The organism is Methylobacterium sp. UNC378MF (assembly GCF_900103195.1).
In the GTDB taxonomy this organism is placed as follows: domain Bacteria; phylum Pseudomonadota; class Alphaproteobacteria; order Rhizobiales; family Beijerinckiaceae; genus Methylobacterium.
On the sequence record NZ_FMWU01000018.1, the window covers coordinates 40,932 to 62,027 of the forward strand.

The following is a 21,096-nucleotide window of genomic DNA, read 5'->3' on the forward strand; positions in this document are numbered from 1 at the left end:
GGCGCCCGCATCTGCGCCGTGAGCGGACAACACGCGGACAGCAATCCGGTCCCCAGGTCGCGCACCGAAGCGGCGCTGGCGGACTTGACCCGTGAGGGCCCGCGGCGTTCGTGAGCCCGCGGTGCAGGAGCGATGATGTCAGACAGCAGGGTTCAGGAATTGGAGGGCCCGGCCGTGTCCTGGCGCCAGACGGCGCCGCTCGCGGCCTCCGGGATCGCCGTGGTGTGCTTCGTGGCGGCGCTGGCGCTGGCCTGGATGTCGGCCGGTACGCTCCTGCTGATCTTCGCCGGGGTGCTCCTCGGCGTCTTCCTCGACGGCCTGACCCGCGGGCTCGGCCGCATCCTCCCCCTGCCCCGGGGGCTGCGGCTGTCCATCGCCAGCCTTGCGGTCGCGGTCGCGGTGATCGGCTTCGGCAGCTACGGCGGCGCCACCATCGTGCAGCAGGGCCGGGACCTCGGCACGACGATCAAGGACCAGGCCGGCACGGTCTCGGGTTGGCTCTCCGAGCGGGGGATTGATGTCCCTAGCCTCGCCCCACAGGGCGGCGGCAAGGACGGCTCCACGGATGCGGGCCAGAGAGAGGGCGGCCTTGGCGGCCTCGCCAACGGCCTGCTGAAGGGCAGCGGCTCGATCGTCTCGGATGCCGGCAGCGTCCTCGGGCCCGCCGCCGCCGTGATCCTGGGCCTGTTCGACGCCCTCGGCAATGTCCTGGTCATCGCCTTTCTGGGCCTCGCCTTCGCGGCCGATCCGAAGGCCTACCGGGACGGGGCAGTCCGCTTCGTGCCGCCGGCGAAGCGCTGGCGCGCGACCCAGGTCCTCGACGGGGCCGGCGAGACCCTGCGGCACTGGCTGTTCGGACAGCTGATCATCATGGCGGTGATCTTCCTGTGCACCTGGGCGGGCCTCGCCTTCCTGGGAATCGGCGGCGCGCTGATCCTGGGACTTCAGGCGGGCCTCCTCGCCTTCGTGCCCACGGTCGGGCCGCTGGTGGCGGGCCTCGTGATCATCCTGGCGGCCCTGGCCTCGGGCACGAAGGCGGTGATCGGCGCGATCGGCGTGTATCTCGCCGTGCAGTGCCTGGAGAGCTACGGCCTGACGCCGTTCATCCAGAAGCGGGCGCTGGACATCCCGCCGGCGACGATTTTCGCCGGCCAGCTAATCCTCGGCGTGATCTTCGGGCTATGGGGCATCGCCCTCGCCCTGCCGCTGATGGCGGTGATCAAGGTCCTGCTGGAGCAGCTCTACGTGGAGGATACGCTCCACGAGCAGCCGAGCAGCTGAGCGTCCCGGGCTCCCGCGCCGTCCGTCCGGGCGCCACGCCGCGGCCCCGAAGAGACGGTGTGGACGGGCCCCGTCGTCGAAGGGCGCGGCCGGCCGGTCAGCCGCGCAGGGCGGCCTCGATCATCCGGGCCACCGCCAGGGCCCGGCCGTCGTCGCCGAAGCGGCCGATCACCTGGACGCCCACCGGCAGGCGGTGTCCGGGCACCGGCACGTTCACGCAGGGCACGCCCATCAGCGTCCAGAGCTGGTTGAAGCGCGGATCCCCGGTGGAGGCCAGGGTCGCGGGCGCCGGACCCGGCGCCGAGAAGGTCAGGATCGCGTCGTAATCGGCGAAGAGGCCCTTCAGCACTCGCCGGGCGTGGTGGCCGTGGCGGCGGGCGTCGTCGTACTGGGCCGGGCTGATCGCCGCGCCGGCCTCCAGATGCTCCCGGACGCGGGGCGGGAGCGCGTCGGCTTGCGTGTCGTATTCCCAGGCGAGCGCCAACCGCCCCTCGTAATTCTGGATGATGCGCTGCCGCTCCCAGGCCTGCGCCAGCTCCGGCGGCAGGGCGAGGTCGCTCACGCGCGCGCCGGCCCGCTCGGCCGCCTGCCGGGCTTGCGCCAGCGCCGCCTCGGCCTCCGGCTCGGGCGCCTCGGCGAAGTCCTGCTGCACCAATGCGATGCGCGGCGCCGAGCCCGCCGCTGCCGTCTGGATCTCCGGACGCCCTGTGACGAGCGCGAGGGCATGGGCGACATCCGCCACCCCGGCGGCGAACAGCCCGACCGTATCGAGGGCCCAGGAATAGGTCTTCACACCGACCGTGGGGATCAGCCGGAACGACGGCTTCACCGCCGCGCAGCCGCAATAGCTCGCCGGCCGGATCACCGACCCCGCCGTCTGCGTGCCGAGCGCCAGCGGCAGCATCCCGGCGCCGACGGCGGCGGCCGAGCCCGCCGAGGAGCCTCCCGGCGTGTGGCCGGGATCGTGCGGGTTGACCGTCTCGGTCGGATCGCTGCTCGCGAAGGCCGTGGTGGTGGTCTTGGCGAGGGCGACGGCGCCGAGCTGCTTCAGCCGGCTCACCACGGCGGCATCGCCCCGGGGCGTCCAGCCCGCATAGATCGACGATCCCATCTGGCTCGGCAGGCCGGCGCTGTCGATGATGTCCTTGACGCCCACCGCGATGCCGGCGAGCGGCCCCGTCTCCGGGATCGCCGGCGCCGCATCGAGCGTGACCAGCGCGTGCAGGTCCGGCTCCCGCGCGGCGATCGCGGCGCGGCACAGATCGATCGCGCCCGCGGGCGTCAGGGTGCCGGCGGAGATGCGGGCGCGGAGGTCGAGGAGCGAAAGCATAATGCATTCAGTCCGCGCACAGCGGCGCTGTCAACCGAGACGCCACAGCCCGCGGCATTCCCGAAACGCCGTTGACGAACGCTTTACGCGACCGTGCGCATCGTCCGGGTCATGTGGCGTGGCGTATCCCTGTTCTCGGCCCTGGCGCTGTTCGGTGCGGGCCTGACCGCGTGCTCGATCAACCATTTCGAGCGACGCGAACCGTGGCGCGATCAGGCGGAGCAGGTCTGCCTGGCCAAGAAGCTGGTCGAGCCTTCGGAATACATCACGCCCATCGCGGCGATGGACGGTCCGGGACCCTGCGGCATGCAGCAGCCCTTCCGGGTGACGCGGCTTGGCGGCGGCTCGGTCGTACTGAAGCAGCGGATGACGCTGGGCTGCCCGGCGCTCGCCGAGGCCGACGCGTGGCTGGCCGACACGATCCAGCCGGCCGCCAACCTCTATTTCGGCGTCCCGGTGGCCGAGATCAACGCCGGCTCCTATTCCTGCCGCGGTCGCAACAACCAGCCCGGCGCCAAGCTCTCCGAGCACGGTTTCGGCAACGCGATCGATGTGATGTCGATCAAGCTCGCTGATGGCCACGTGATCACCGTGAAGGGCGGCTGGCGCGGCACCGAGGCCGAACAGGGTTTCCTGCGCGAGATCTTCCTCGGTGCCTGCCAGCGCTTCACGACGGTGCTGGCGCCGGGCTCGAACGTGTTCCACTACGACCACATCCACGTGGATCTCGCCCGGCATGACCCGCGCGGTCTGCGGCGGATCTGCCAGCCGATGATCAAGTTCACGCCGCAGCTCGGCACCGGCGTCGAGCGGCCGCTGAGCCGTCCGGTCCCGCCGCCGCGCCAGCCCGCCGCCCCGCAGGCGCCGGCGGATGTGGAAGAGGACGATCCCTACGGTGTGTCGCCGATGTCGAAGGCCGGCAGCGCGACGCACGTCGCCCGGGCGCCTTCCCGCACGCCCGACCGCCCGGCCGCGGCCTCGGCCTACACCGCAGCGCCGCCGGTGCGGCCGGCGCCGCGGGTCGCCGCCCCCGAGGAGCCCGCGCAAGACGACGAGCCGCTGCAGCTCGGCGCGCCGCCGGGCGCGGGGCCGATCTACTGAGCGGCGGGCGCGCCTCGCCGGCGTCGCACCGGGCGCCGGTCCGACAGTGCCGTCGATCCGGGACTGCGGAGCAGGGCCCGGACTCCAGCACCGCGCCGCGTGCTCGGACTGGCCCCGTCGGAGATGCTGGATTCCGTGTTCGCCATCGGCGCACCGGAAGGACGAAGCGACACCCTGCTAAGCACCGATCCGGCGTCTCGCCTCGAGAAGCAACTGTAGCGGGCGCGCCGCACAGGCCGCCAAAGCGCCGGGGCTGGGCTCCCGGAGCTTGACTGGCGGCGCGGCGAGGCCATCGTTCGCGGATGCAGGATCGCACATCCGTCGAGGCACGCGCCATGCGCCCGCTCTTTCACGGCCTCGCCCTCGGGCTGGCCCTTCTCGCCCTGGTACAGCCGGCGCTCGCCCGCTCGGCCCGGGAAGACATCGAGCCCGCCGAGGAGCGGATCTTCCCGTTCGACGCGCAGATCCCCGGCTGTCAGGACCCGTCGGTGCTGGAGCGGGTCTCGACCAACTTCGCCGAGAAGGAGGCGAAGTTCTGGAACTCGTCGATGACGATCCTGTCCTTCGACAGAATCGAGCGGACCGCCTGGCGGCCCTGGGGCCTCGATACCTATCCGCGCCGGTTCTGCTCCGCGACCGTGACCACGTCCGACGGGGTCCGCCGCAAGGTCGATTACTCGGTGCGTGAGAGCCTCGGCATCATCGGGGCAACCTGGGGTGTCGAGTTCTGCGTCCACGGGCTCGACCGGGACCTCGCCTACGCCTACGCCACCGCCTGCCGGATGGCGCGTCCCTGACCATGCGCGGGTGCGCCGCCGGCCTCGCGGGCCTCCTCCTCGCCGGATTGGCCGCCGCGCCGGTCACCGCCCAGGATTACGGCGGCTTCGCCCGCCACGGCGCACCCGGCGACTTCGACTTCTACGTCCTCGCCCTGTCGTGGTCGCCGACCTACTGCGCGGGGTCTGGCGCCCGGCGGGACGACGTTCAGTGCGCTCCCGGTCGCGGCCTCGGCTTCGTCGTCCACGGCCTGTGGCCGCAATATGCGAGCGGCTACCCACAGAACTGTTCGGCGGTGAACCGCGCGCCGACGCGGCAGGCCATGGAGGTTGCCGGGCAGGTCTATCCGAGCGAGGGGCTCGCCCGCTACGAGTGGCGCAAGCACGGCACCTGCTCGGGCCTCGATCCCGCCGCTTACTTCGCGGCCGCCCGCGCGGCGCGCCTCGCGGTGACGATCCCCGACGGGCTCAAGGGCGGCTCGCCGCCGCAGAGCCTGGCGCCGATCGAGATCGCGCGGCAGTTCGTGGCGGCCAATCGCGGCCTGCGCCCCGACATGATGGCAGTCACCTGCACCCGCGGGCAGCTGCAGGAGGTCCGTATCTGCTTCGGCAAGGATCTGCGCGGCTTCACTCCCTGCCCCGAAGTCGCGCGGGGCAATTGCCGGGCGCCCGAGGTGAGTCTCGACGCGGCCCGCTGAGTTTTTTCGGTCTTTTCCGCGTCAGGTGCTGGACCCGGAGCGCGGGATCGGCTTGAGCGCGCTGCCATGAACTATCGGCACGCCTTCCACGCCGGCAATCACGCCGACGTCCTCAAGCACCTCGTTCTGGCGCGGGTGCTCGACCACCTGCGCCTCAAGGACAAGGCGTTCCGGGTGCTGGACGCCTTCGCGGGGCTCGGCGTCTACGATCTCGAGGCTGACGAGGCGGCCCGCACCGGCGAGTGGCGGGACGGCTGGGGCCGGATGGAGGCGCCCTTCGCGCCAGAGGTGGAGGCGCTGCTGGCGCCCTACCGGGCCGCGGTGGCCGCGGTGCGGGCGCGCCACGGCGCCACCGCCTATCCGGGCTCGCCGGCCGTGATTCGCGAGGCGCTGCGCCCCGGCGACAAGGGCGTGTTCGTCGAGCTGCACCCGGCGGACGCCGCGACGCTGCAGGGCCGGTACGCCCGCGATTCCCGCACCAAGGTGATGAACCTCGACGGCTGGACCGCGATCAATGCGCAGATCCCGCCGCCGGAGCGGCGCGGCCTCGTGCTGATCGACCCGCCCTACGAGGTACCCGGCGAGATCGAGCGCCTCGGCACCCATCTCGCCCGGGCGGTGGCGAAATGGCCGACGGGCCTGTTCCTGGCATGGTACCCGATCAAGGACGCCGCGGCGCTCGACCGGATGGTCCGCGCCCTCGACGCCGCCCTGCCCCGCCCGGCCCTGCGGCTCGACCTGCTGATCGACCGGCCGGACGACCCGACGCGGCTGACCGGGAGCGGCCTGATCGTGGTCAACCCGCCCTGGCGCCTCGCCGAGGAGGCGGCGCTGTTCCTGCCGGCCCTCGCCGAACGCTTGGCCCGGAAGGAGTTCGGAGGGTTTCGCTGCGATCCGATCGGCCCGGTGGCCTGACACGACAGAATTGGCCCGCACCCGGTAAGCTGTTCAGGCTCCGGTTCAAGGAAAAGGCCGGTCCGCCACGAAGAATGTGGCGGCAAAGTCACATTTCCGCATCGAACGTGTTCGGCGATACCGAACTGCCCAAAAATTATGCAATTGCTCTATGTTTGATTTTGTATCAATCGCGTCGCGATGTCAGCTTGGCCGTGAACGAACCCGAACGAGCTGCGACACCATGCTGAAGCGATCCACCCTGGCCGGCTTGGCCACCGTGCTGCTGTCCTCGACCAGCATCCTCGCGGCCGATCTGTCGGCCCCGGCGCCGGTTCCGGTCGCGCCCCCCGCCGAGCCCTGCAAGGCCACGCTGCTCGGTCCGGCCTACAGCGGCGTGATCAAGGCCAACCCGAACCCGAGCTGTTTCTCCGCGGGGCCGCTGGGCGACCTCTACGTGGGCGGCGCCATCACGGGCTATGGCTACACGCAGTCCAACCCGTTCGCGTCGTTCTCGACTCCGGCGGCGCCCAACGATCGCGACCGCTCGGCCCGGTTCGATTTCTCGAACGTCCAGGGCATCATCCAGAAGCCCGAGGGCGCGTTCCAGTTCTACATCCAGGCCGGCGGCTACTCGATCCCGCAGCTCGGCTTCCCCACCCTCGGCACCTTCACCCAGACCGATCTCCTGTTCGGTCCGGTCCCGGTCGCCTTCGGCAAGATCCAGATCAACGATGAATGGTCGGTCCAGGGCGGCCGGATGTTCACCCTGATCGGCACCGAGCTGCTGTTCACCTACCAGAACCTGAACATCAACCGCGGCCTCCTGTTCGTGCAGGAGAACTTCATCAACCAGGGCGTGCAGGTCAATTACAGCAGCGGCCCGCTCTCGGTGTCGCTCGCGGGCACGGACGGCTTCTTCTCCAACGAGATCACGTGGTTCACCGGCAACGTCGCCTACAAGCTCGACGACTTCAACACGATCGGCGTCAACGGCGGCCTGAACGTCGGCCGGACCAACGCCCTCGACCGCAGCCCGCGCTACCAGTTCGCCACGCCGAATCTCCAGCAGAACAGCGGCATCTTCAACATCAACTACACCTACGCGAACGGCCCCTGGATCATCTCGCCGTACTTCCAGTTCACCAACGTCGAGCGTGACCTGCGCGTCGGCATCGCCAATTCGGCCTCGACCTATGGCGGCGCGCTGCTGGCGGCCTACTCGTTCACCGACAATTTCTCCCTGGCCGGCCGCGTCGAGTACACCGAGCAGACCGGCGTCCGCGGTTCGGGCGGAACCAACCTGCTGGGCTTCGGCGCGGGCAGCAACGCCTTCTCGGTCACCGTGACGCCGACCTTCACCTTCGACCGCTACTTCTTCCGGGTGGAATACGCCCATGTCGAACTCGGCGGCATCACCCGCGGCAATCTCGCGGAGGGCACGCTTGGCACCGGCTTCGGCCGTACCGGCAACCGCACCTCGCAGGATCGCTACATGGTCGAGACCGGCATCACCTTCTGATCAGACCGATCAGTCCGGTTCGAAGAACCGGACTTCCGCAAGCCCCCGGCCTCAGGTCCGGGGGTTTTTTAATTGCTTGATCGGAAAATTCGGGCCTTGCGAGCCGTTTCTGGCGGATATTTGCAGTATTGATGGTGATAAACATGTGATTTGTTGTGATGAATGGCTTGAATGAGCTTCGGCGCTATTCGGATCCTCATGTCGAGGGCCTGCACTTGCGGGGATTCGGGCCGTATAAAGCGACGCCGGGCTTGCCCGCCGACGGGGATCTTTCGGATGGCTTCGATCGAGGCGCTGGCGGCGACGCTGAGGAGTCTCGCCGCGCCTGGAATGACGCCGAAGGCGTTGCGTGCCGCCCTTAGGGAGAAGCATCCCGACGCGTCCAGGAAGGACGTGGTGCGGGCAGCCTTCTGCGCCCTGTTCGCGGCGCATCCCCGAGACGGCGGCGGCCTCAACGAGCTGCACAGTTTCGCGCTGGCGGAGCGCTTACCCGACGACGAGACGTCCTTCGCATTCGGCCCACGACGCACGAAGGCGCGCCGCTAGGGGTGCATGAGGAAGGCAGCGCAGAGTCCGGCCGCCCGTCGAGACTCAGTCGCGTCTGAGCAGGCGGCGGCCCGGCCGGTGACCCTCCTCGCCCGTGTCGCGAAAGCCTAGCTTCTCCAGCAAGCCCCAGGACGCCACGTTGGTGGGGCGACACTCCGCCACGATAAGCCGCGCCGGGAAGCGTTCGCCGAGAAGATCAAGGATCGCCGAAACAGCCTCATAGGCGAAGCCACGCCCGCGGGCGGCACCGCCGACCCAATATCCGATCTCGATCGTCCCGGCGCCGCGCAGATGCGTGCCGACGACCCCGGCGAGCGCGCGCGAGGCCGCATCGGGGACGCCGTCGCGGGTCCATGCGCCGAGGAAGCAATCCCGGCCTCGCCCACAACTGCGAATCAGGTCTTCTGCATCCTGCAGCGTGAACGGCGTCGGCAGGAAATCCACCGCCGCGGTGATCGCCGGATCGTCGGTGAGTTGGCGCAGGGCCGGTGCATCCGTGACCTGGAGGGGGGCAATTGCGAGACGCGCGGTCTCGATCCGGGGAAGGTCGGCAAGGGTGTCGCGCGCGCCGCGGATGGTAAACATGCCTTCGATGTGGTGTGCCGGCCGATTACGAAAAGGGACGAACCCGCCCGCGAGATTCATCCCCGACGCGGCGCGAAAACCGCCGGCATACCTTCGCCTCACGGTCGCAGACATGCTGAACGGGAACGGTTGCTTAACCTGAATCCGTCTTCATTGGCGCATCAGGTTGCGTCAGGCAAACGGGTGCGTCGATGCGGGTGCGCGGTACGGGTCAGATGTTGCGGACGCTGTCGCGCGTCGCGCTCATCGGCATCATCGGCGGGGCGGCCGCCGCCTGTTCGTCGGACGCATCGCGTCTGACCAACCCGTTCTCGAACCCGTTCGATTCGGAGCCCTCCGCCACCGGCAGCTTGCCGGACGGAAGCCTGAAATCCGTGCCGCCGGTCCGGACGGGCCGCATCCAGTCGGAGGCGCTGGGCGCGCCCGGCGCCGCACGCCCGGCCGCGGCCGCGACGCCGGTTCAGACCAACGCCGCCGCTCCCGCGGCCCGCGTCGCCTCGACCGGCAAGGTCGGCTGGAGCGCCGAGGGTGGGACTCAGATCACCGTGTCGCGCAATGACAGCCTGAACCAGATGTCGACCCGCTTCGGCGTGCCCGCCTCGGCGATCCTGGCTGCCAACGGCCTGTCCAGCGCGAACCAGATCACGCCAGGCCGTCAGATCGTGATCCCGGTCTACAACGCCTCCGGCCTGAATCCCGCCGCGGCCCCGATGTCAGCCCGGCCCGCCCGGGCCGCCGAGGAGAAGCGTGAGGACGCCAAGCAGGTCGAGAGCAAGATCGCGACGAAGCGCGAGGAGGCCAAGGAGGTCGCCCAGAAGCTCGCCGAGGCGAAGGCCGCCAAGGAATCTGCGCTGAAGGCTGCCGCTGCCGAGAAGGAGGCCGAGCGCAAGGAGGCCCTCGCCCGCGACGCCGCCGCCCGCAAGCTCGCCGACACCAAGACCCGCAAGGAGGCCGCCCTGAAGGAGGGTGAGAAGCCGAAGCACGTGCGCCCCGGGCAGGTTGCCAAGGCGGACGAGAAGAAGGCGGATCCGAAGGCTGAGGCGAAAGCGAAGGCCGAAGCGAAGGCCCAGGACGCCAGGGCTGAGTCGAAGGCCGCCGCGAAGGCGGAGGCTGCCCAGAAGCTCGCCGAGGCGAAGGCCGCTAAGGAGGCCTCCAAGGAGGCCGCGCAGAAGGCCGCCGCTGCCGAGAAAGTGGAGAAGGTTGCCGCCAAGGAGACACCGAAGCCGGCTGCTGTCGCGGCCGCCACTCCGGCCAAATCCGAGCCGGCCGCGACCGGCTCGGTCGCCGAGGCTTCGGAGAGCTTCCGCTGGCCCGCCAAGGGCCGGGTGATCTCCGGTTACGGCAGTTCCGGCAACGAGGGCATCAACATCGCTGTGCCGGAAGGCACGCCCGTCAAGGCGGCCGAGGAGGGCACGGTCGCCTATGCCGGCTCCGACGTGAAGGGTTACGGCAAGCTTGTCCTGGTGCGGCACGCCAATGGCTACGTCTCGGCCTACGCCCATAACGGCGAGATCGACGTGAAGCCCGGCGACAAGGTCAAGCGCGGCCAGACGATCGCGAAGTCTGGAGCCTCCGGCAACGTGACCTCGCCGCAGTTGCACTTCGAGATCCGCAAGGGCGGCTCGCCTGTCGATCCGATGTCGCAGCTCGCCAGCAACTGAGCGGCACTTCCAGTCTGATGTGAGCGGCGGTCCTAGATGGGGCCGCCGTTTTCGCGTTGCGACCGCAGGTTGAAGCCTGCCGATCGCGCCGCGTGCAAGACCACGAGTGCCGTAACGTCGCCGTCTAGGCCTTCGGCTCCTGGAGCGTCCCGTCCGGGCTGTGATGGTCCACGGTCTCAGGCAGCGCCTGCGCCAGGGTCGGGAACAGCTGGTCCATCGGGATGCCGAGCTTCTGCGCCATCTGGCGCACCTGCTCGTTGTCGAGGACCTTGCGCAGGTCCTCGGCGGTGATCGGCTCGTTCGGCCCGCGACCGAGCCAGGAACTGACCTGGTTCTCGTAGCCCGATCGCCGGAGCTGATCGAGCAGCGCGTTGAGCCCGCCGGGCAGGACCTGCTGGATCACGCCCGGCAGCGCCTTGAGCGCGATCTGCCCCAGCGAGCCGCCGAGAGAGTTGAGCAGGCTCATGAAATCCCCCGTCGGATCGTCGACCGGTGGGATTCGAGGGCGATGTCCGGGAAGGAGGAGGGCCGGCGGTCTGCTGCGCGACCGCGCCAGCCGCAATTCGGTCGACAGCCGCGAGCTCTGGCGCGCCAAGCGACCCCGGATATCGATCGAAGGCCGGCGGTCATGAGGTCCCTGGCTCAGTCATTCGTGCTCGTGATCACGGCCGGCGCGACCCTGGCGTTGCCGGCTTTCAGCGCGGCGCATTCGCCGGAGCGCCCCCTCGCGGCCGCCGTGTTCCTGCGGCCGCTCTGCTGCAGGTGCCCGCATTGTAGGGGTATTTGCCCCAAAAACGGTCAACCCGCGTGATGCCGCTCTACGAAGCAGGTCTGCTGTCTAAGCTGCGCAACAGTACCACCCTGATGTGACGCGTCGGCCCGTCGGGCTCGGCCGATCAGCGGACCTGCGTGCTGAAATTCGGCTGCGGCATCAGGCGCCCGTTCTCGCTCTGGTCCGCGACCGCGGCCGGCAGAAATTCCGCGAGCACCGTGGGAACCCGACCCTCCGGAACGCTCAGATCATAGGCGAGGCGCTCGGTCACGCCGTCCGGCAGGCAGGCGGCGAGCGCGGCGGCCGGCACCGCCTGCCGCTCGCCACCCGAGAGCCAGGACTCCACCGCGGCGCCATGGCCGGCCTGGCGCAGGCTGTCGAGAAAGGCAGCAAGGCCGCCGGGATGAAACTTCGCCATGGATAGGGCGAGCTTGCCGCTGCCGGTCTCTTCGAGGACCCGATCGGCCGCCGCAACCACATCACCGATCAGGTTCTTCGCACCGTCGAGCAGATTCATGTTTCTCCACCGTCGCGCCTCTTCGACGCACGATGAAGTCGGGCGCGGACCCGCGGCGGCAAGCGCATGCGGCATTTGCGCGGCAAACCCGGTAAGCTCGCAGCGTCACGAATCCGAGAGCCATTCATGAAGCGCGTGCGGGCCGGCGTCCTGGAGGTTGCCTATCTGGAGATTGGGCCGCCCGACGGGCCGCCCGCGGTGCTGCTCCATGGCTTCCCCTACGATGTCCATGCCTGCGAAACCGCGGCCGCGCAGCTCGCCGCCGACGGGGTCCGCTGCCTCGTCCCGTCCCTGCGTGGCTACGGCGCAACGCGATTCCTGGACCCCGCCACGCCGCGCTCCGGAGAGCAGGCGGCGCTCGGCGCCGATCTTCTTGCCTTCCTTGATGCCCTTGGCGTCGAGCGGGCCGTGCTCGCCGGCTACGATTGGGGCGGCCGGGCCGCCTGCGTGGCGGCGGCGCTCTGGCCAGAACGAGCCCGCGGGCTCGTGAGCTGCGGCGTCGGCTACAACATCCAGAACATTCCGGCCGCGGGGCGGCCCGCCGCGCCGGAGAACGAGCACCGTCTCTGGTACCAGTACTACCTCCACGGTGCGCGCGGCCGCGCTGGCCTCGCCGAGAACCGGGACGCCTTCTGCCGCCTGCTCTGGCAGCTCTGGTCGCCAACCTGGGCGTTCGACGCGGAGACCTTCGCGCGGACCGCCGGCGCCTTCGACAATCCCGACTTCGTCGACGTGGTGGTGCATTCCTACCGCCACCGCTTCGGGCTCGTGCCGGGCGATCCGGCGCTGGTGGAGATCGAGGCGCGGCTGGCGGCCCAGCCGACGATTGCCGTGCCGTCGATCGTGCTGCTCGGCGCCGACGACGGCGTCGCGCCGCCGTCCGCGGCCGACACGGAGGCCCGCCACTTTACCGGTCCGTACCGGCGTGAGATCGTCGCGGGGGTGGGCCACAACTTTCCCCAGGAGGCACCCGACGCCTTCGCGGCGGCGGTGCGCGCCCTGCTGTGACGCCGCCGCCGATGCCCGTCGCTTCGACGTTGCTTTCGGGAAGCCCCTGGCTATAGTCCGCGCGCTTTTCGACAGGTCTGCCCACGCCGAAAACCGGCGGCAGGCCCGATCGCCATTTGCAGGAGACGCTCGTTGATCACCCCCGCCTTCGCGCAAGGGGCCGGTACGGCCGCTGGCGGAGCGGAGATCGCCTTTCAGGTGATCCCGTTCGTCCTGATCTTCGTGATCATGTACTTCCTGATCCTGCGACCGCAGCAGAAGCGGGTCAAGGACCACCAGACCCTGCTCAAGTCCGTGCGCCGGGACGACACGATCGTGACCAATGGCGGCCTCGTCGGGCGCGTGACCAAAGCGGCGGACGACCAGCCGGAGATCGAGGTGGAGATCGCCCCCAACGTCCGCGTGCGCGTGGTCCGCTCGATGATCTCCGAGGTCCGCGCCAAGGGCTCGGTGAAGGCCGCCTGAGCTTCCGTTTGAACTGGCCGGCGTAACGCGCCGGCCCACAAGAGAAAAAGACGGCCGATGCTGCGCTTCTCCCGTGCGAAGATCATCGCGACGCTGGGCCTGATCCTGGTGGGGCTGATGCTCGCCGTGCCGAGCTTCTTCTCGCCCGAGCAGCGCAAGGGCTTCGTCGCCAGCCTGCCCTCGTGGTTTCCGAGCTGGGTGGTGCCAACTCGCGCCATCGTGCTCGGCCTCGACCTGCAGGGCGGCTCGCAGCTCCTGCTCGAAGTCGATCAGAACGAGCTGATCGCCTCCCAGGCCAAGGCCCTGCGCGACGACGTGCGCCGGGTTCTTCAGCAGGAGAACGTCCGCGCCGACGGCGGCATCGGCCTGCTCCAGCGTGGCGTCCAGGTGAAGGTCGCCGACGACGCGGCCCGGGCCAAGGTCCTGCCGAAGCTTCAGGAACTGTCGCTGCCGATCACCACGTCGCTCGGCCAGACGGCGGCCCGGACCCTCGATATCTCCGAGCAGCCCGGCGGCGTGATCCGCCTGACGCTGACCGATGCCGGGATCACCGACCGGACCCGCCGGGCGGTGAGCCAGGGCATCGAGGTCATCCGGCGCCGCCTCGATTCCACCGGCACCACCGAGCCCTCGATCCAGCAGCAGGGCGCCGACCGGATCCTGATCCAGGTGCCGGGCGAGCAGAACCCCGAGCGGCTCGAGAGGCTCCTCGGCTCCACCGCCAAGCTCGAGTTCCGCATGCTCGCCGACAGCCCGTCCGGCGACGTCGACATGTTGCCGTCGAAGGACGAGAAGGGCGCGAAGGTGCCGGTCGAGCGCCGGGTGATGGCCGATGGCGGCGAACTGACCGACGCGCAGCCGTCCTTCGACCAGCAATCTCACGAGCCGATGGTGAGCTTCAAGTTCAACCTGCGCGGGGCTCAGCGCTTCGGGCAGGCGACCTCGGAGAATGTCGGTCGGCGCATGGCAATCGTGCTCGACAACGAGGTGGTGTCGGCGCCCGTGATCCGCTCGGCGATCACCGGCGGCTCGGGCCAGATCACCGGCAACTTCACGGTCCAGCAGGCCAATGACCTCGCGGTGCTGCTCCGGGCCGGCGCGCTGCCGGCCAAGTTCACCGTGGTCGAGCGCCGCGTCGTCGGACCGGGGCTCGGCCGCGACTCGATCGAGGCCGGCAAGCTCGCGACCCTGGTGGCGGCGGCCCTCGTGGTCGCCTTCATGTTCGCCACCTACGGCACCTTCGGCTTCATCGCCAACATCGCCCTCATGGTCCATGTCGGGCTGATCCTGGGCCTGATGTCGGTGCTGGAGGCGACCATGACGCTTCCCGGCATCGCCGGCATCGTGCTGACCATCGGCACCGCGGTCGATTCCAACGTGCTGATCTACGAGCGCATGCGCGAGGAGAGCCATGCCGGCCGCTCGCTGATCTCGGCGCTCCAGGCGGGCTTCGACCGGGCCTTCGCCACGATCATCGACTCGAACTCGACCATGGCGATCGCCGCCCTGATCCTGTTCTTCCTCGGCTCGGGCCCGGTGAAGGGCTTCGCTGTGGTCTTCATCCTCGGCATCCTGACGACGGTCATCACTGCCGTGACGCTGACCCGGATGATGATCGCGGTGTGGTACAAGACCTTCCGGCCGAAGGCCCTGCCGTTCTGAACGAGTTCACTTTCGGGAGACGCATCACCGGCGGAAAGGCCGCTCCAGACCATCACCTCATCCTGAGGTGCCCGCGTCAGCGGGCCTCGAAGGAGCGCTCCAGGAGGCGCAGCGATCCCTGGAAGCCTCCTTCGAGGCCTCCGCTTCGCTACGGCACCTCAGGATGAGGGTGAAGGTGGGACGAACGGGTCGGTGCTGAGATCTCCCAAACGTTAGGTCCGTTTCCATGCGCCTGCTTCGCCTCTGGCCCGATGAATCGCATTTCGACTTCATGCGATTCCGGCGCTTCACCTTCCCGCTCTCGGCGGTGCTGTCGCTCGCGACCGTGGCGCTGTTCCTGTCGATCGGGCTGAATTTCGGCATCGACTTCAAGGGCGGGACCCTGGTCGAGCTGCAGGCGAAGTCCGGCACGGCCGATGTGGCGTCGATCCGGCACACGGCCGCCGGCTTCGGCTTCGGTGAGCCGGAGGTGCAGGAGCTCGGTAACCAGGGCACCGTGCTGGTCCGCCTGCCGCTCCAGCCCGGCGAGCAGGGCCAGACCGCGGTCATGAACAAGGCGCACGCCGCCTTCGACAAGGATTACGATTTCCGCCGCACCGAGACCGTCGGTCCGCGCGTCTCCGGCGAACTGGTCCAGTCCGGCACGCTCGGCGTCGTGCTCTCGGTCGTGGCGGTGCTGCTCTACCTGTGGTTCCGGTTCGAGCGGGAATTGGCGCTCGGCGCCATCGTGGGCACCCTCCACGACATCGTGCTGACGGTCGGCGTGTTCATCATCACGCGCATCGAGTTCAACATGACCTCGATCGCCGCGATCCTGACGATCGTGGGCTACTCGCTCAACGAAACCGTGGTGGTGTTCGACCGGACCCGCGAGCTCATGCGCCGGTACAAGACCATCCCCACCGTCGACCTGCTCAACCTGTCGATCAACTCGACCATGTCGCGCACCGTGATGACGTCGATCTCGTCCTCCCTGTCGCTGCTGGCGCTGGTGCTGTTCGGCGGCGAGGCGATCAAGGGCTTCGCCGTGGTGATGCTCTGCGGCGTCCTGATCTGCACCTACTCGGCGATCTTCATCTCGACGCCGGTGTTGATCTACCTGGGGCTGATGCTCTCGGGCGCGCGCGCGGCGGCCGAGCGGTCGGGCGTCCCGCAACCCGCGGAGTAGTTTGTTTCGAACATGGCCGAGCGGGAGACCCCGAAGAGCTTCGAATCCGGCTTCGTGCCGGGGCGCCACATCATCGACACCTACGGCAACGGCGGCTTCCGCTTCGCCGGCATGTCGCATCGCGGCTCGATCCTGATGCTGCCCTCGGGCGTGCGCGCGTGGGACGTGCTGGAGCCCCGGGCGATCGACCGCACGGCGCTTCGCCCGGTCCAGGCTGAGGCGGCAGGAATCGAACTGCTGCTCGTCGGCACCGGCCTCGACATCGCGGCGATCGACCCGGCCCTGCGGGGCTGGCTCAGGGATTTCGGCGTCGGACTCGACGTGATGCAGACCGGGGCCGCTGCCCGCACCTACAACATCCTCGTGGCCGAGAACCGCAAGGTCGCGGCCGCGCTGATCGCGGTGGCCTGATGCCGGAGGTCGACGGCAGGACGGCTGAGACTGGACTCGCCTTCGCGCAGTCTCATTGCGAGGATCTCGTGCGGACCGGCGACCCGGACCGCTACTACGCGACTCTGTTCGCCCCGGCCGCCGCACGGCCGCATCTCTTCGCACTCTACGCCTTCAGCCTGACCATCGCGCGGGTTCGCGAGGCCGTCTCGAACCCGATGGCCGGCGAGATCCGCCTGCAATGGTGGCGCGACGCCCTCCAGGGCGAGGCGCGGGGCGACGTGCGCGCGAACCCGGTGGCGGCCGCCCTGGAAGAGGCGATCCGGGTGAACCGCCTCGGACGGCAGCCTTTCGTCGACTTGATCGATGCGCGTGTCTTCGACCTCTACGAGGATCCGATGCCGCGGGTGAACGACCTGGAAGGGTATTGCGGCGAGACCGCCTCGGCCCTGTTCCGGCTGGCGAGCCTCGTGATCGGCAACGGCACCGAGCCGGGCGGCGCGGGTGCGGCCGGCCATGCCGGGGTCGCCTACGGGATCACCGGGCTCCTGCGGGCCCTGCCCTGGCACGCGCGCGCGGGGCAGGTCTACCTGCCCGCCGACATCCTCGGCCGCTACGGCGTCACCCGGGAGGACATCGTCACCGGCCGCGGCGGCCCGGGTTTACGCCGGGCCTGTGCCGACCTGCGCGACCTCGCCCGCCAGCATCTCAAGGCCTTCGAGGCGGCGCGCCCGACCATCGCGCCCTCGGCGGGGGCCGCGTTCCTGCCGGTGGCCCTGGCGGAGCCCTACCTTTCCGCCATGGAGCGGGCCTCGTACGACCCGCTCAACACGCCCACCGAGCTGCCGCGCTGGCGCCGCCTGTGGCGGCTCTGGCGGGCGGCGCGACGGGTGGGGTAAAGGTCGCTGCGCTCGCGATGACGGCTCGGCGTCAGAGAAGCTGCGCCATCCCCGGGACCAGCCTCGGGAGACGGGCCGGCGCGCCCGGTTCCGGCTCGGCCTCCGGCGTCGCCAGCACGGCGACCCGGCAACCCCCCGCGCTGTTGAGACCCGTCACCAGCCGGCCGCCGGGTTCGAGGGCCGCGCGCCAATGCGGCGGAATCGCCGCGACGCTGCCGTGGACCAGGATGCGGTCAAAGCCCCCGTCCGGCAGCTCCGGGGCGAGCCCGTCGGCCCGGACGATATGCACTTCGGACAGGGCGGCGAGCCGCCGCGTCGCCGCCCCGGCCAGCGAGGTGTAGCGCTCCAGGCTGAGCACCGCCCCCGCGCCCAGCTGGACCAGCAGGGCGGTCACGTAGCCCGAGCCCGTGCCGATCTCCAGGACGCGCTGGCCCGACTCGAGGCGCAGAAGCGTCAGCATGAGCGCCACCGTTGACGGCGCCGTCATCGACGCGCCGCAGGGCAGGGGCAGAGCGATGTCGCGCCGTGCATGCTCCCGATGCTGCGGCGGCGCGAAGGCGTCCCGCGTCACCTGTTCCATGGCTCTCAGCACCGCGGTGTCGCGCAGACCGCGCCCGCGCAGCGCCATCACAAAGGCCGCATTGCCGGCAGCCTCCTCCAGGCTGCCCAGATCGATCACTCGGCGAAGGCCTGCGCGAAGCGCGTCAGGGTCGGCTCGTCGGTGAGGTCGAGACGTAGCGGCGTCACCGAAATCCGCTTCTCCGCGATGGCCTTGAGATCCGAGCCGTGGCCCGGCTCGAACCGGGCCTTGGCGAAGGCCAGCCAGAAATACGGGTTGCCGCGCCCGTCCACCCGCGCGTCGATCGACAGCAGCGCCTGGTTGCGGAAGCCCTGCGCCGCAACCGCGATGCCCTGCACGTCGGCCGGTTCGCAATCCGGAAAATTCACGTTGACCAGGATGCCGGGCTCGATCCCGGTCTCCAGGATCTTCCGGACGACCTTCGCGCCGTGCGTCCGGGCGCAGGCCCACTTGAGCGCGCCGCGCCCGCCCGCGCCGTAGGCCTGGCTCAGCGCGATAGAGCGGATGCCGAGGATTGTCCCCTCCATGGCGGCCGCGATCGTCCCGGAATAAGTCACGTCCTCGGCGACGTTCTGGCCGCGGTTGACGCCGGACAGGACGAGATCCGGCCCATGCTCGCCGAGGATGTGGCGCACGCCCAGGATCACGCAGTCCGACGGGGTGCCCTTCACGGCGAAGCGCTGCTCCGAGACCTGCCGCAGCCGCAGCGGGTCGTTGAGTGAGAGGGAATGCGACACGCCGGATTGGTCGCTCTCCGGCGCCACCACCCAGACGTCGTCCGAGAGCTCCCGGGCGATCTCCTCCAGGGTACTGAGCCCCGGCGCGTGGATGCCGTCGTCGTTGGTGACCAGGATGCGCATCAGCGGGTGCCCTCGATCCGGTTGAGCCCGCCCATGTAGGGGTGGAGCACCGACGGGACCGTGATGCTCCCGTCCGGGTTCTGGTAGTTCTCCATCACGGCGATGAGCGCGCGGCCGACCGCGACGCCCGAGCCGTTGAGGGTGTGAACATAGGCCGGCTTGCCGTCCTTGCCCCGGTAGCGGGCGTTCATCCGCCGCGCCTGGAAGTCGCCGCAGACCGAGCAGGACGAGATCTCGCGGTGGGTGCGCTGGCCCGGAACCCAGACCTCGATGTCGTAGGTCTTCTGGCTCGCGAAGCCCATGTCGCCGGTGCACAGGGTCATCACCCGGTAGGGCAGATCCAGCTTCTTCAGCACCGCCTCGGCGCAGGTCAGCATCCGCTCGTGCTCGTTGGCCGATTCCTCCGGCGTCGTGATCGAGACCAGCTCGACCTTGTTGAACTGATGCTGGCGCAGCATGCCGCGGGTGTCGCGCCCCGCCGCCCCGGCCTCGGCCCGGAAGCATGGGGTGAGCGCGGTGAAGCGCAGGGGCAGCTCTTCTTCGCGGAGGATGGACTCGCGCACGAGGTTCGTCAGCGGCACCTCGGCGGTGGGGACAAGCCAGAAATGCTCGTCGCTGACCGGCGCGGACTCCGCGCCGGCTTGCCCTTGCAGCGACTTGACATAATCGAGGCCCTTGAAGACCGAGAACTGATCGTCCTCGAACTTCGGCAGCTGTGCGGTGCCGAACATGGCGGCGTCGCGCACCAGCACCGGCGGCGCCACCTCCAGGTAGCCGTGCTCCTGCGTGTGCAGGTCGAGCATGAACTGGCCGAGCGCCCGCTCGAGCCGCGCGAGCTGACCTTTCAGCACCACGAATCGCGAGCCGGACAACTTGGCCGCCGCCTCGAAATCCATCAGGCCCGAGGCCTCGCCGAGCTCGAAATGCTCCTTGCCCTCGTTCAGCCGCTCGCGCGTCGCGGCGTGGCTGCGATAAAGGACGTTGCCGTGCTCGTCGGCGCCGTCCGGCACGTCGGGCTTCGGCCGGTTCGGGATCGCGGCGAGCCGGTCGGCCAGGGTTTTGTCGGCCGCGTCCTGCGCGGCTTTCAGCTCCGGCTCGGCACTTTTCAAAGCCGCGACCTCCGCCATCAGGGCGGTAGCGCGGTCCTCGTCCTTCGCCTTCTTGGCGCCGCCGATCTCCTTGGCCAGGGCGTTCCGCCGCTCCTGATTGGCCTGCGCGGCCGAAACGGACGATTTCCGCGCCTCGTCGAGCGCGATCAGCTCGGCCGAGAGCGGCGCGAGGCCCCGGCGGGCGAGGTCGCGGTCGAAGGCGTCCGGGTTCTCCCGGATGGCGCGGATGTCGTGCATCGAGTCGGCTCGGGTCTTCTGCGCGGCGTCGAGCGCGCGGGCCCCGCTTTGCCGCATCGCGTCCGGTGGGACAAGCGCGCGGCAGCGTCCGAGCCGCCCGTCAGCCCTTCGGCGGCGCGAGCTTGAGCTGGTCGATCGCCCAGAGCCACGTCCCGTCCGGCTGCTCGCGGGCGACCTCCACCGAGAACGCGCCGTTGGGCAGCCGCGCGAAGGTCATGGCCAGCCCGCCGTTGCGCAGGGGCGGCGGCGTCTCCGGTGCCGGGAAATCGGATTTGCGCGCCAGCAGGTCGGCGTAGAAGCTCCGGATCTGGGCGTGACCCGTGGCGACGACGCGGCCCGCCGCCAGCACCGCGTCGGGCTCGTAGAGGGCGACGAGACCCTCGACGTCGCCGGCATTGGCGCGTCGGTTGAACAGGGCAGCGAGGTCCTCGGGGGCGCGGGCGGGCTCTCGCGTGTGATCCGTCATGGCGTCTCCTCGTCCGGCTTCGGCGGCCGGTTGATGTTGCGGCAATGCGCCGGGCGGCCGATTTGTCCCCGGCGCGCCGGTCATTTCAGGCGCGTGCCGTCGCGGTCGGCCACCGAGACGGCGACCGGGATCCCGGCCTTCACGCTCTCCGAGACGGTGCAGAACCGCTCGAACTGCGCGAGCACCCGGTCGATCCGCGGCATGTCGGCGGCGACAGCCCCTAGCCGGATGTGGACGCCGATCCCGGTGATGCGCAATCGCCCTTCGGCGTTCCGCTCCACCCGGCAGGACGCCTCGGCCGCGACGCCGTGCGCGTCCTGGCGGAATTTGCCCAGGGCGAAGACGAGGCTGGCGCAGAGACAGTTGGCGACGCCGGAGATCAGCAACTGCTCGGGGAACGGCCCGGTCCCGCCGCCGATCGGCGGCGCCTCGTCGGTGATGAGCGCCGGCAGGGCCGTGCTGAAATCAACGGTGAAGACGTAATCCGCGACTTGGGTAATCCGGATCGTCGGCCCCGTATCCATCGATGCTCCCCGGCAGGCGCGTGGCTCGACCTGCCGGGATATCCA

Annotated in this window: 23 protein-coding genes; 14 read left to right on the forward strand and 9 right to left on the reverse strand. The window is 69.8% G+C overall.

Translation table 11 applies throughout. The features are described 5' to 3' along the window. The first annotated feature begins 135 nt into the window (after positions 1 to 135). The gene (locus BLT59_RS19110; protein WP_175544062.1) at positions 136 to 1,281 is read left to right on the forward strand and encodes an AI-2E family transporter; all 1,146 of its coding nucleotides are present in this window, start codon (positions 136 to 138) and stop codon (positions 1,279 to 1,281) included. Between the two features lie 97 nt (positions 1,282 to 1,378). Here the strand turns inward: BLT59_RS19110 and BLT59_RS19115 are convergent, their stop codons facing one another. Further along, entirely contained in the window at positions 1,379 to 2,611 is a 1,233-nt protein-coding gene (locus BLT59_RS19115; protein ID WP_091783818.1) for an amidase, read from the reverse strand. Positions 2,612 to 2,722: 111 nt separating this feature from the next. Between BLT59_RS19115 and BLT59_RS19120 the strand changes: the two genes are divergently transcribed. The 6 genes from BLT59_RS19120 to BLT59_RS19145 all read left to right on the forward strand — a co-directional run bounded on the left by BLT59_RS19120 (position 2,723) and on the right by BLT59_RS19145 (position 8,148). Next, entirely contained in the window at positions 2,723 to 3,712 is a 990-nt protein-coding gene (locus BLT59_RS19120; protein ID WP_091783821.1) for an extensin-like domain-containing protein, read from the forward strand. Positions 3,713 to 4,047: 335 nt separating this feature from the next. Beyond that, the gene (locus tag BLT59_RS19125) at positions 4,048 to 4,509 is read left to right on the forward strand and encodes a hypothetical protein (RefSeq protein WP_091783824.1); all 462 of its coding nucleotides are present in this window, start codon (positions 4,048 to 4,050) and stop codon (positions 4,507 to 4,509) included. A gap of 2 nt (positions 4,510 to 4,511) precedes the next feature. Next, complete coding sequence (locus tag BLT59_RS19130; protein WP_091783826.1) at positions 4,512 to 5,186, forward strand: ribonuclease T2 family protein; 675 nt, start codon at positions 4,512 to 4,514, stop codon at positions 5,184 to 5,186. Positions 5,187 to 5,252: 66 nt separating this feature from the next. Then, positions 5,253 to 6,101 carry a 23S rRNA (adenine(2030)-N(6))-methyltransferase RlmJ gene (gene rlmJ, locus BLT59_RS19135; protein ID WP_091783829.1) on the forward strand — a complete coding sequence of 283 codons (849 nt, stop codon included), beginning with the start codon at positions 5,253 to 5,255 and terminating at the stop codon, positions 6,099 to 6,101. 223 nt (positions 6,102 to 6,324) lie between these two features. Further along, a complete protein-coding gene (locus BLT59_RS19140; RefSeq protein WP_091783832.1) occupies positions 6,325 to 7,602 on the forward strand; it encodes a porin in 1,278 nt (425 codons plus the stop codon). A gap of 276 nt (positions 7,603 to 7,878) precedes the next feature. Beyond that, positions 7,879 to 8,148, forward strand: coding sequence for a hypothetical protein (locus BLT59_RS19145; RefSeq protein ID WP_091783835.1), 270 nt, complete (start codon positions 7,879 to 7,881; stop codon positions 8,146 to 8,148). A 45-nt stretch (positions 8,149 to 8,193) separates the two neighbouring features. Here the strand turns inward: BLT59_RS19145 and BLT59_RS19150 are convergent, their stop codons facing one another. After that, on the reverse strand, positions 8,194 to 8,733 hold the full coding sequence (locus BLT59_RS19150; protein WP_091783838.1) for a GNAT family N-acetyltransferase: 540 nt from the start codon (positions 8,731 to 8,733) through the stop codon (positions 8,194 to 8,196). 191 nt (positions 8,734 to 8,924) lie between these two features. On the opposite strand from BLT59_RS19150, the gene BLT59_RS19155 reads away from it, so the two are divergent. Continuing rightward, complete coding sequence (locus BLT59_RS19155) at positions 8,925 to 10,394, forward strand: peptidoglycan DD-metalloendopeptidase family protein (protein ID WP_091783841.1); 1,470 nt, start codon at positions 8,925 to 8,927, stop codon at positions 10,392 to 10,394. Positions 10,395 to 10,518: 124 nt separating this feature from the next. Here the strand turns inward: BLT59_RS19155 and BLT59_RS19160 are convergent, their stop codons facing one another. Together BLT59_RS19160 and BLT59_RS19165 are read right to left on the reverse strand one after the other, a co-directional pair. Continuing rightward, positions 10,519 to 10,860, reverse strand: coding sequence for a YidB family protein (locus BLT59_RS19160; RefSeq protein WP_091783844.1), 342 nt, complete (start codon positions 10,858 to 10,860; stop codon positions 10,519 to 10,521). Between the two features lie 430 nt (positions 10,861 to 11,290). Continuing rightward, positions 11,291 to 11,683, reverse strand: coding sequence for a YidB family protein (locus BLT59_RS19165; protein WP_091783850.1), 393 nt, complete (start codon positions 11,681 to 11,683; stop codon positions 11,291 to 11,293). Between the two features lie 126 nt (positions 11,684 to 11,809). Between BLT59_RS19165 and BLT59_RS19170 the strand changes: the two genes are divergently transcribed. The 6 genes from BLT59_RS19170 to BLT59_RS19195 all read left to right on the forward strand — a co-directional run bounded on the left by BLT59_RS19170 (position 11,810) and on the right by BLT59_RS19195 (position 17,275). Further along, the gene (locus tag BLT59_RS19170; RefSeq protein WP_091783853.1) at positions 11,810 to 12,691 is read left to right on the forward strand and encodes an alpha/beta fold hydrolase; all 882 of its coding nucleotides are present in this window, start codon (positions 11,810 to 11,812) and stop codon (positions 12,689 to 12,691) included. Between the two features lie 132 nt (positions 12,692 to 12,823). Beyond that, the gene (gene yajC / locus BLT59_RS19175) at positions 12,824 to 13,156 is read left to right on the forward strand and encodes a preprotein translocase subunit YajC (RefSeq protein ID WP_091783856.1); all 333 of its coding nucleotides are present in this window, start codon (positions 12,824 to 12,826) and stop codon (positions 13,154 to 13,156) included. Between the two features lie 57 nt (positions 13,157 to 13,213). Beyond that, positions 13,214 to 14,818, forward strand: coding sequence for a protein translocase subunit SecD (gene secD / locus BLT59_RS19180; RefSeq protein WP_091783859.1), 1,605 nt, complete (start codon positions 13,214 to 13,216; stop codon positions 14,816 to 14,818). Positions 14,819 to 15,044: 226 nt separating this feature from the next. Beyond that, positions 15,045 to 15,986, forward strand: coding sequence for a protein translocase subunit SecF (secF, locus tag BLT59_RS19185; protein WP_091783862.1), 942 nt, complete (start codon positions 15,045 to 15,047; stop codon positions 15,984 to 15,986). Positions 15,987 to 15,998: 12 nt separating this feature from the next. Further along, complete coding sequence (locus tag BLT59_RS19190; RefSeq protein ID WP_091783866.1) at positions 15,999 to 16,397, forward strand: Mth938-like domain-containing protein; 399 nt, start codon at positions 15,999 to 16,001, stop codon at positions 16,395 to 16,397. Then, positions 16,397 to 17,275, forward strand: a complete 879-nt coding sequence (locus BLT59_RS19195; RefSeq protein WP_091783869.1) for a phytoene/squalene synthase family protein — start codon at positions 16,397 to 16,399, stop codon at positions 17,273 to 17,275. The genes BLT59_RS19190 and BLT59_RS19195 overlap by 1 nt, the downstream gene beginning before the upstream one ends. A 31-nt stretch (positions 17,276 to 17,306) precedes the next feature. On the opposite strand, the gene BLT59_RS19200 is transcribed toward BLT59_RS19195, so the two are convergent. The 5 genes from BLT59_RS19200 to BLT59_RS19220 all read right to left on the reverse strand — a co-directional run bounded on the left by BLT59_RS19200 (position 17,307) and on the right by BLT59_RS19220 (position 21,051). After that, complete coding sequence (locus tag BLT59_RS19200) at positions 17,307 to 17,954, reverse strand: protein-L-isoaspartate O-methyltransferase family protein (RefSeq protein ID WP_091783872.1); 648 nt, start codon at positions 17,952 to 17,954, stop codon at positions 17,307 to 17,309. Then, entirely contained in the window at positions 17,951 to 18,715 is a 765-nt protein-coding gene (surE, locus tag BLT59_RS19205; RefSeq protein ID WP_091783875.1) for a 5'/3'-nucleotidase SurE, read from the reverse strand. Before surE ends, BLT59_RS19200 begins: the two co-directional genes overlap by 4 nt. Then, positions 18,715 to 20,061: a serine--tRNA ligase gene (gene serS / locus BLT59_RS19210; RefSeq protein ID WP_091784133.1), complete on the reverse strand. Its 1,347-nt coding sequence runs from the start codon at positions 20,059 to 20,061 to the stop codon at positions 18,715 to 18,717. The genes surE and serS overlap by 1 nt, the downstream gene beginning before the upstream one ends. Positions 20,062 to 20,161: 100 nt before the next feature. Continuing rightward, positions 20,162 to 20,527, reverse strand: coding sequence for a YybH family protein (locus tag BLT59_RS19215; protein ID WP_091783878.1), 366 nt, complete (start codon positions 20,525 to 20,527; stop codon positions 20,162 to 20,164). An 80-nt stretch (positions 20,528 to 20,607) separates the two neighbouring features. Next, complete coding sequence (locus tag BLT59_RS19220) at positions 20,608 to 21,051, reverse strand: OsmC family protein (protein WP_091783882.1); 444 nt, start codon at positions 21,049 to 21,051, stop codon at positions 20,608 to 20,610. Positions 21,052 to 21,096: the final 45 nt, after the last annotated feature.

What these genes read in the sequence shown, in the direction of transcription:
- rlmJ (WP_091783829.1), top strand. Translation starts at nt 5,253, where the DNA reads ATGAACTATCGGCACGCCTTCCACGCCGGCAATCACGCCGACGTCCTC.
- BLT59_RS19120 (WP_091783821.1), top strand. Translation starts at nt 2,723, where the DNA reads ATGTGGCGTGGCGTATCCCTGTTCTCGGCCCTGGCGCTGTTCGGTGCG.
- BLT59_RS19220 (WP_091783882.1), bottom strand. Translation starts at nt 21,051, where the DNA reads ATGGATACGGGGCCGACGATCCGGATTACCCAAGTCGCGGATTACGTC.
- BLT59_RS19170 (WP_091783853.1), top strand. Translation starts at nt 11,810, where the DNA reads ATGAAGCGCGTGCGGGCCGGCGTCCTGGAGGTTGCCTATCTGGAGATT.
- BLT59_RS19130 (WP_091783826.1), top strand. Translation starts at nt 4,512, where the DNA reads ATGCGCGGGTGCGCCGCCGGCCTCGCGGGCCTCCTCCTCGCCGGATTG.
- secD (WP_091783859.1), top strand. Translation starts at nt 13,214, where the DNA reads ATGCTGCGCTTCTCCCGTGCGAAGATCATCGCGACGCTGGGCCTGATC.
- BLT59_RS19125 (WP_091783824.1), top strand. Translation starts at nt 4,048, where the DNA reads ATGCGCCCGCTCTTTCACGGCCTCGCCCTCGGGCTGGCCCTTCTCGCC.
- surE (WP_091783875.1), bottom strand. Translation starts at nt 18,715, where the DNA reads ATGCGCATCCTGGTCACCAACGACGACGGCATCCACGCGCCGGGGCTC.
- BLT59_RS19145 (WP_091783835.1), top strand. Translation starts at nt 7,879, where the DNA reads ATGGCTTCGATCGAGGCGCTGGCGGCGACGCTGAGGAGTCTCGCCGCG.
- BLT59_RS19215 (WP_091783878.1), bottom strand. Translation starts at nt 20,527, where the DNA reads ATGACGGATCACACGCGAGAGCCCGCCCGCGCCCCCGAGGACCTCGCT.
- BLT59_RS19165 (WP_091783850.1), bottom strand. Translation starts at nt 11,683, where the DNA reads ATGAATCTGCTCGACGGTGCGAAGAACCTGATCGGTGATGTGGTTGCG.
- BLT59_RS19160 (WP_091783844.1), bottom strand. Translation starts at nt 10,860, where the DNA reads ATGAGCCTGCTCAACTCTCTCGGCGGCTCGCTGGGGCAGATCGCGCTC.
- serS (WP_091784133.1), bottom strand. Translation starts at nt 20,061, where the DNA reads ATGCACGACATCCGCGCCATCCGGGAGAACCCGGACGCCTTCGACCGC.
- BLT59_RS19190 (WP_091783866.1), top strand. Translation starts at nt 15,999, where the DNA reads ATGGCCGAGCGGGAGACCCCGAAGAGCTTCGAATCCGGCTTCGTGCCG.
- BLT59_RS19195 (WP_091783869.1), top strand. Translation starts at nt 16,397, where the DNA reads ATGCCGGAGGTCGACGGCAGGACGGCTGAGACTGGACTCGCCTTCGCG.
- BLT59_RS19150 (WP_091783838.1), bottom strand. Translation starts at nt 8,733, where the DNA reads ATGTTTACCATCCGCGGCGCGCGCGACACCCTTGCCGACCTTCCCCGG.
- BLT59_RS19155 (WP_091783841.1), top strand. Translation starts at nt 8,925, where the DNA reads ATGCGGGTGCGCGGTACGGGTCAGATGTTGCGGACGCTGTCGCGCGTC.
- secF (WP_091783862.1), top strand. Translation starts at nt 15,045, where the DNA reads ATGCGCCTGCTTCGCCTCTGGCCCGATGAATCGCATTTCGACTTCATG.
- BLT59_RS19115 (WP_091783818.1), bottom strand. Translation starts at nt 2,611, where the DNA reads ATGCTTTCGCTCCTCGACCTCCGCGCCCGCATCTCCGCCGGCACCCTG.
- BLT59_RS19140 (WP_091783832.1), top strand. Translation starts at nt 6,325, where the DNA reads ATGCTGAAGCGATCCACCCTGGCCGGCTTGGCCACCGTGCTGCTGTCC.
- BLT59_RS19110 (WP_175544062.1), top strand. Translation starts at nt 136, where the DNA reads ATGTCAGACAGCAGGGTTCAGGAATTGGAGGGCCCGGCCGTGTCCTGG.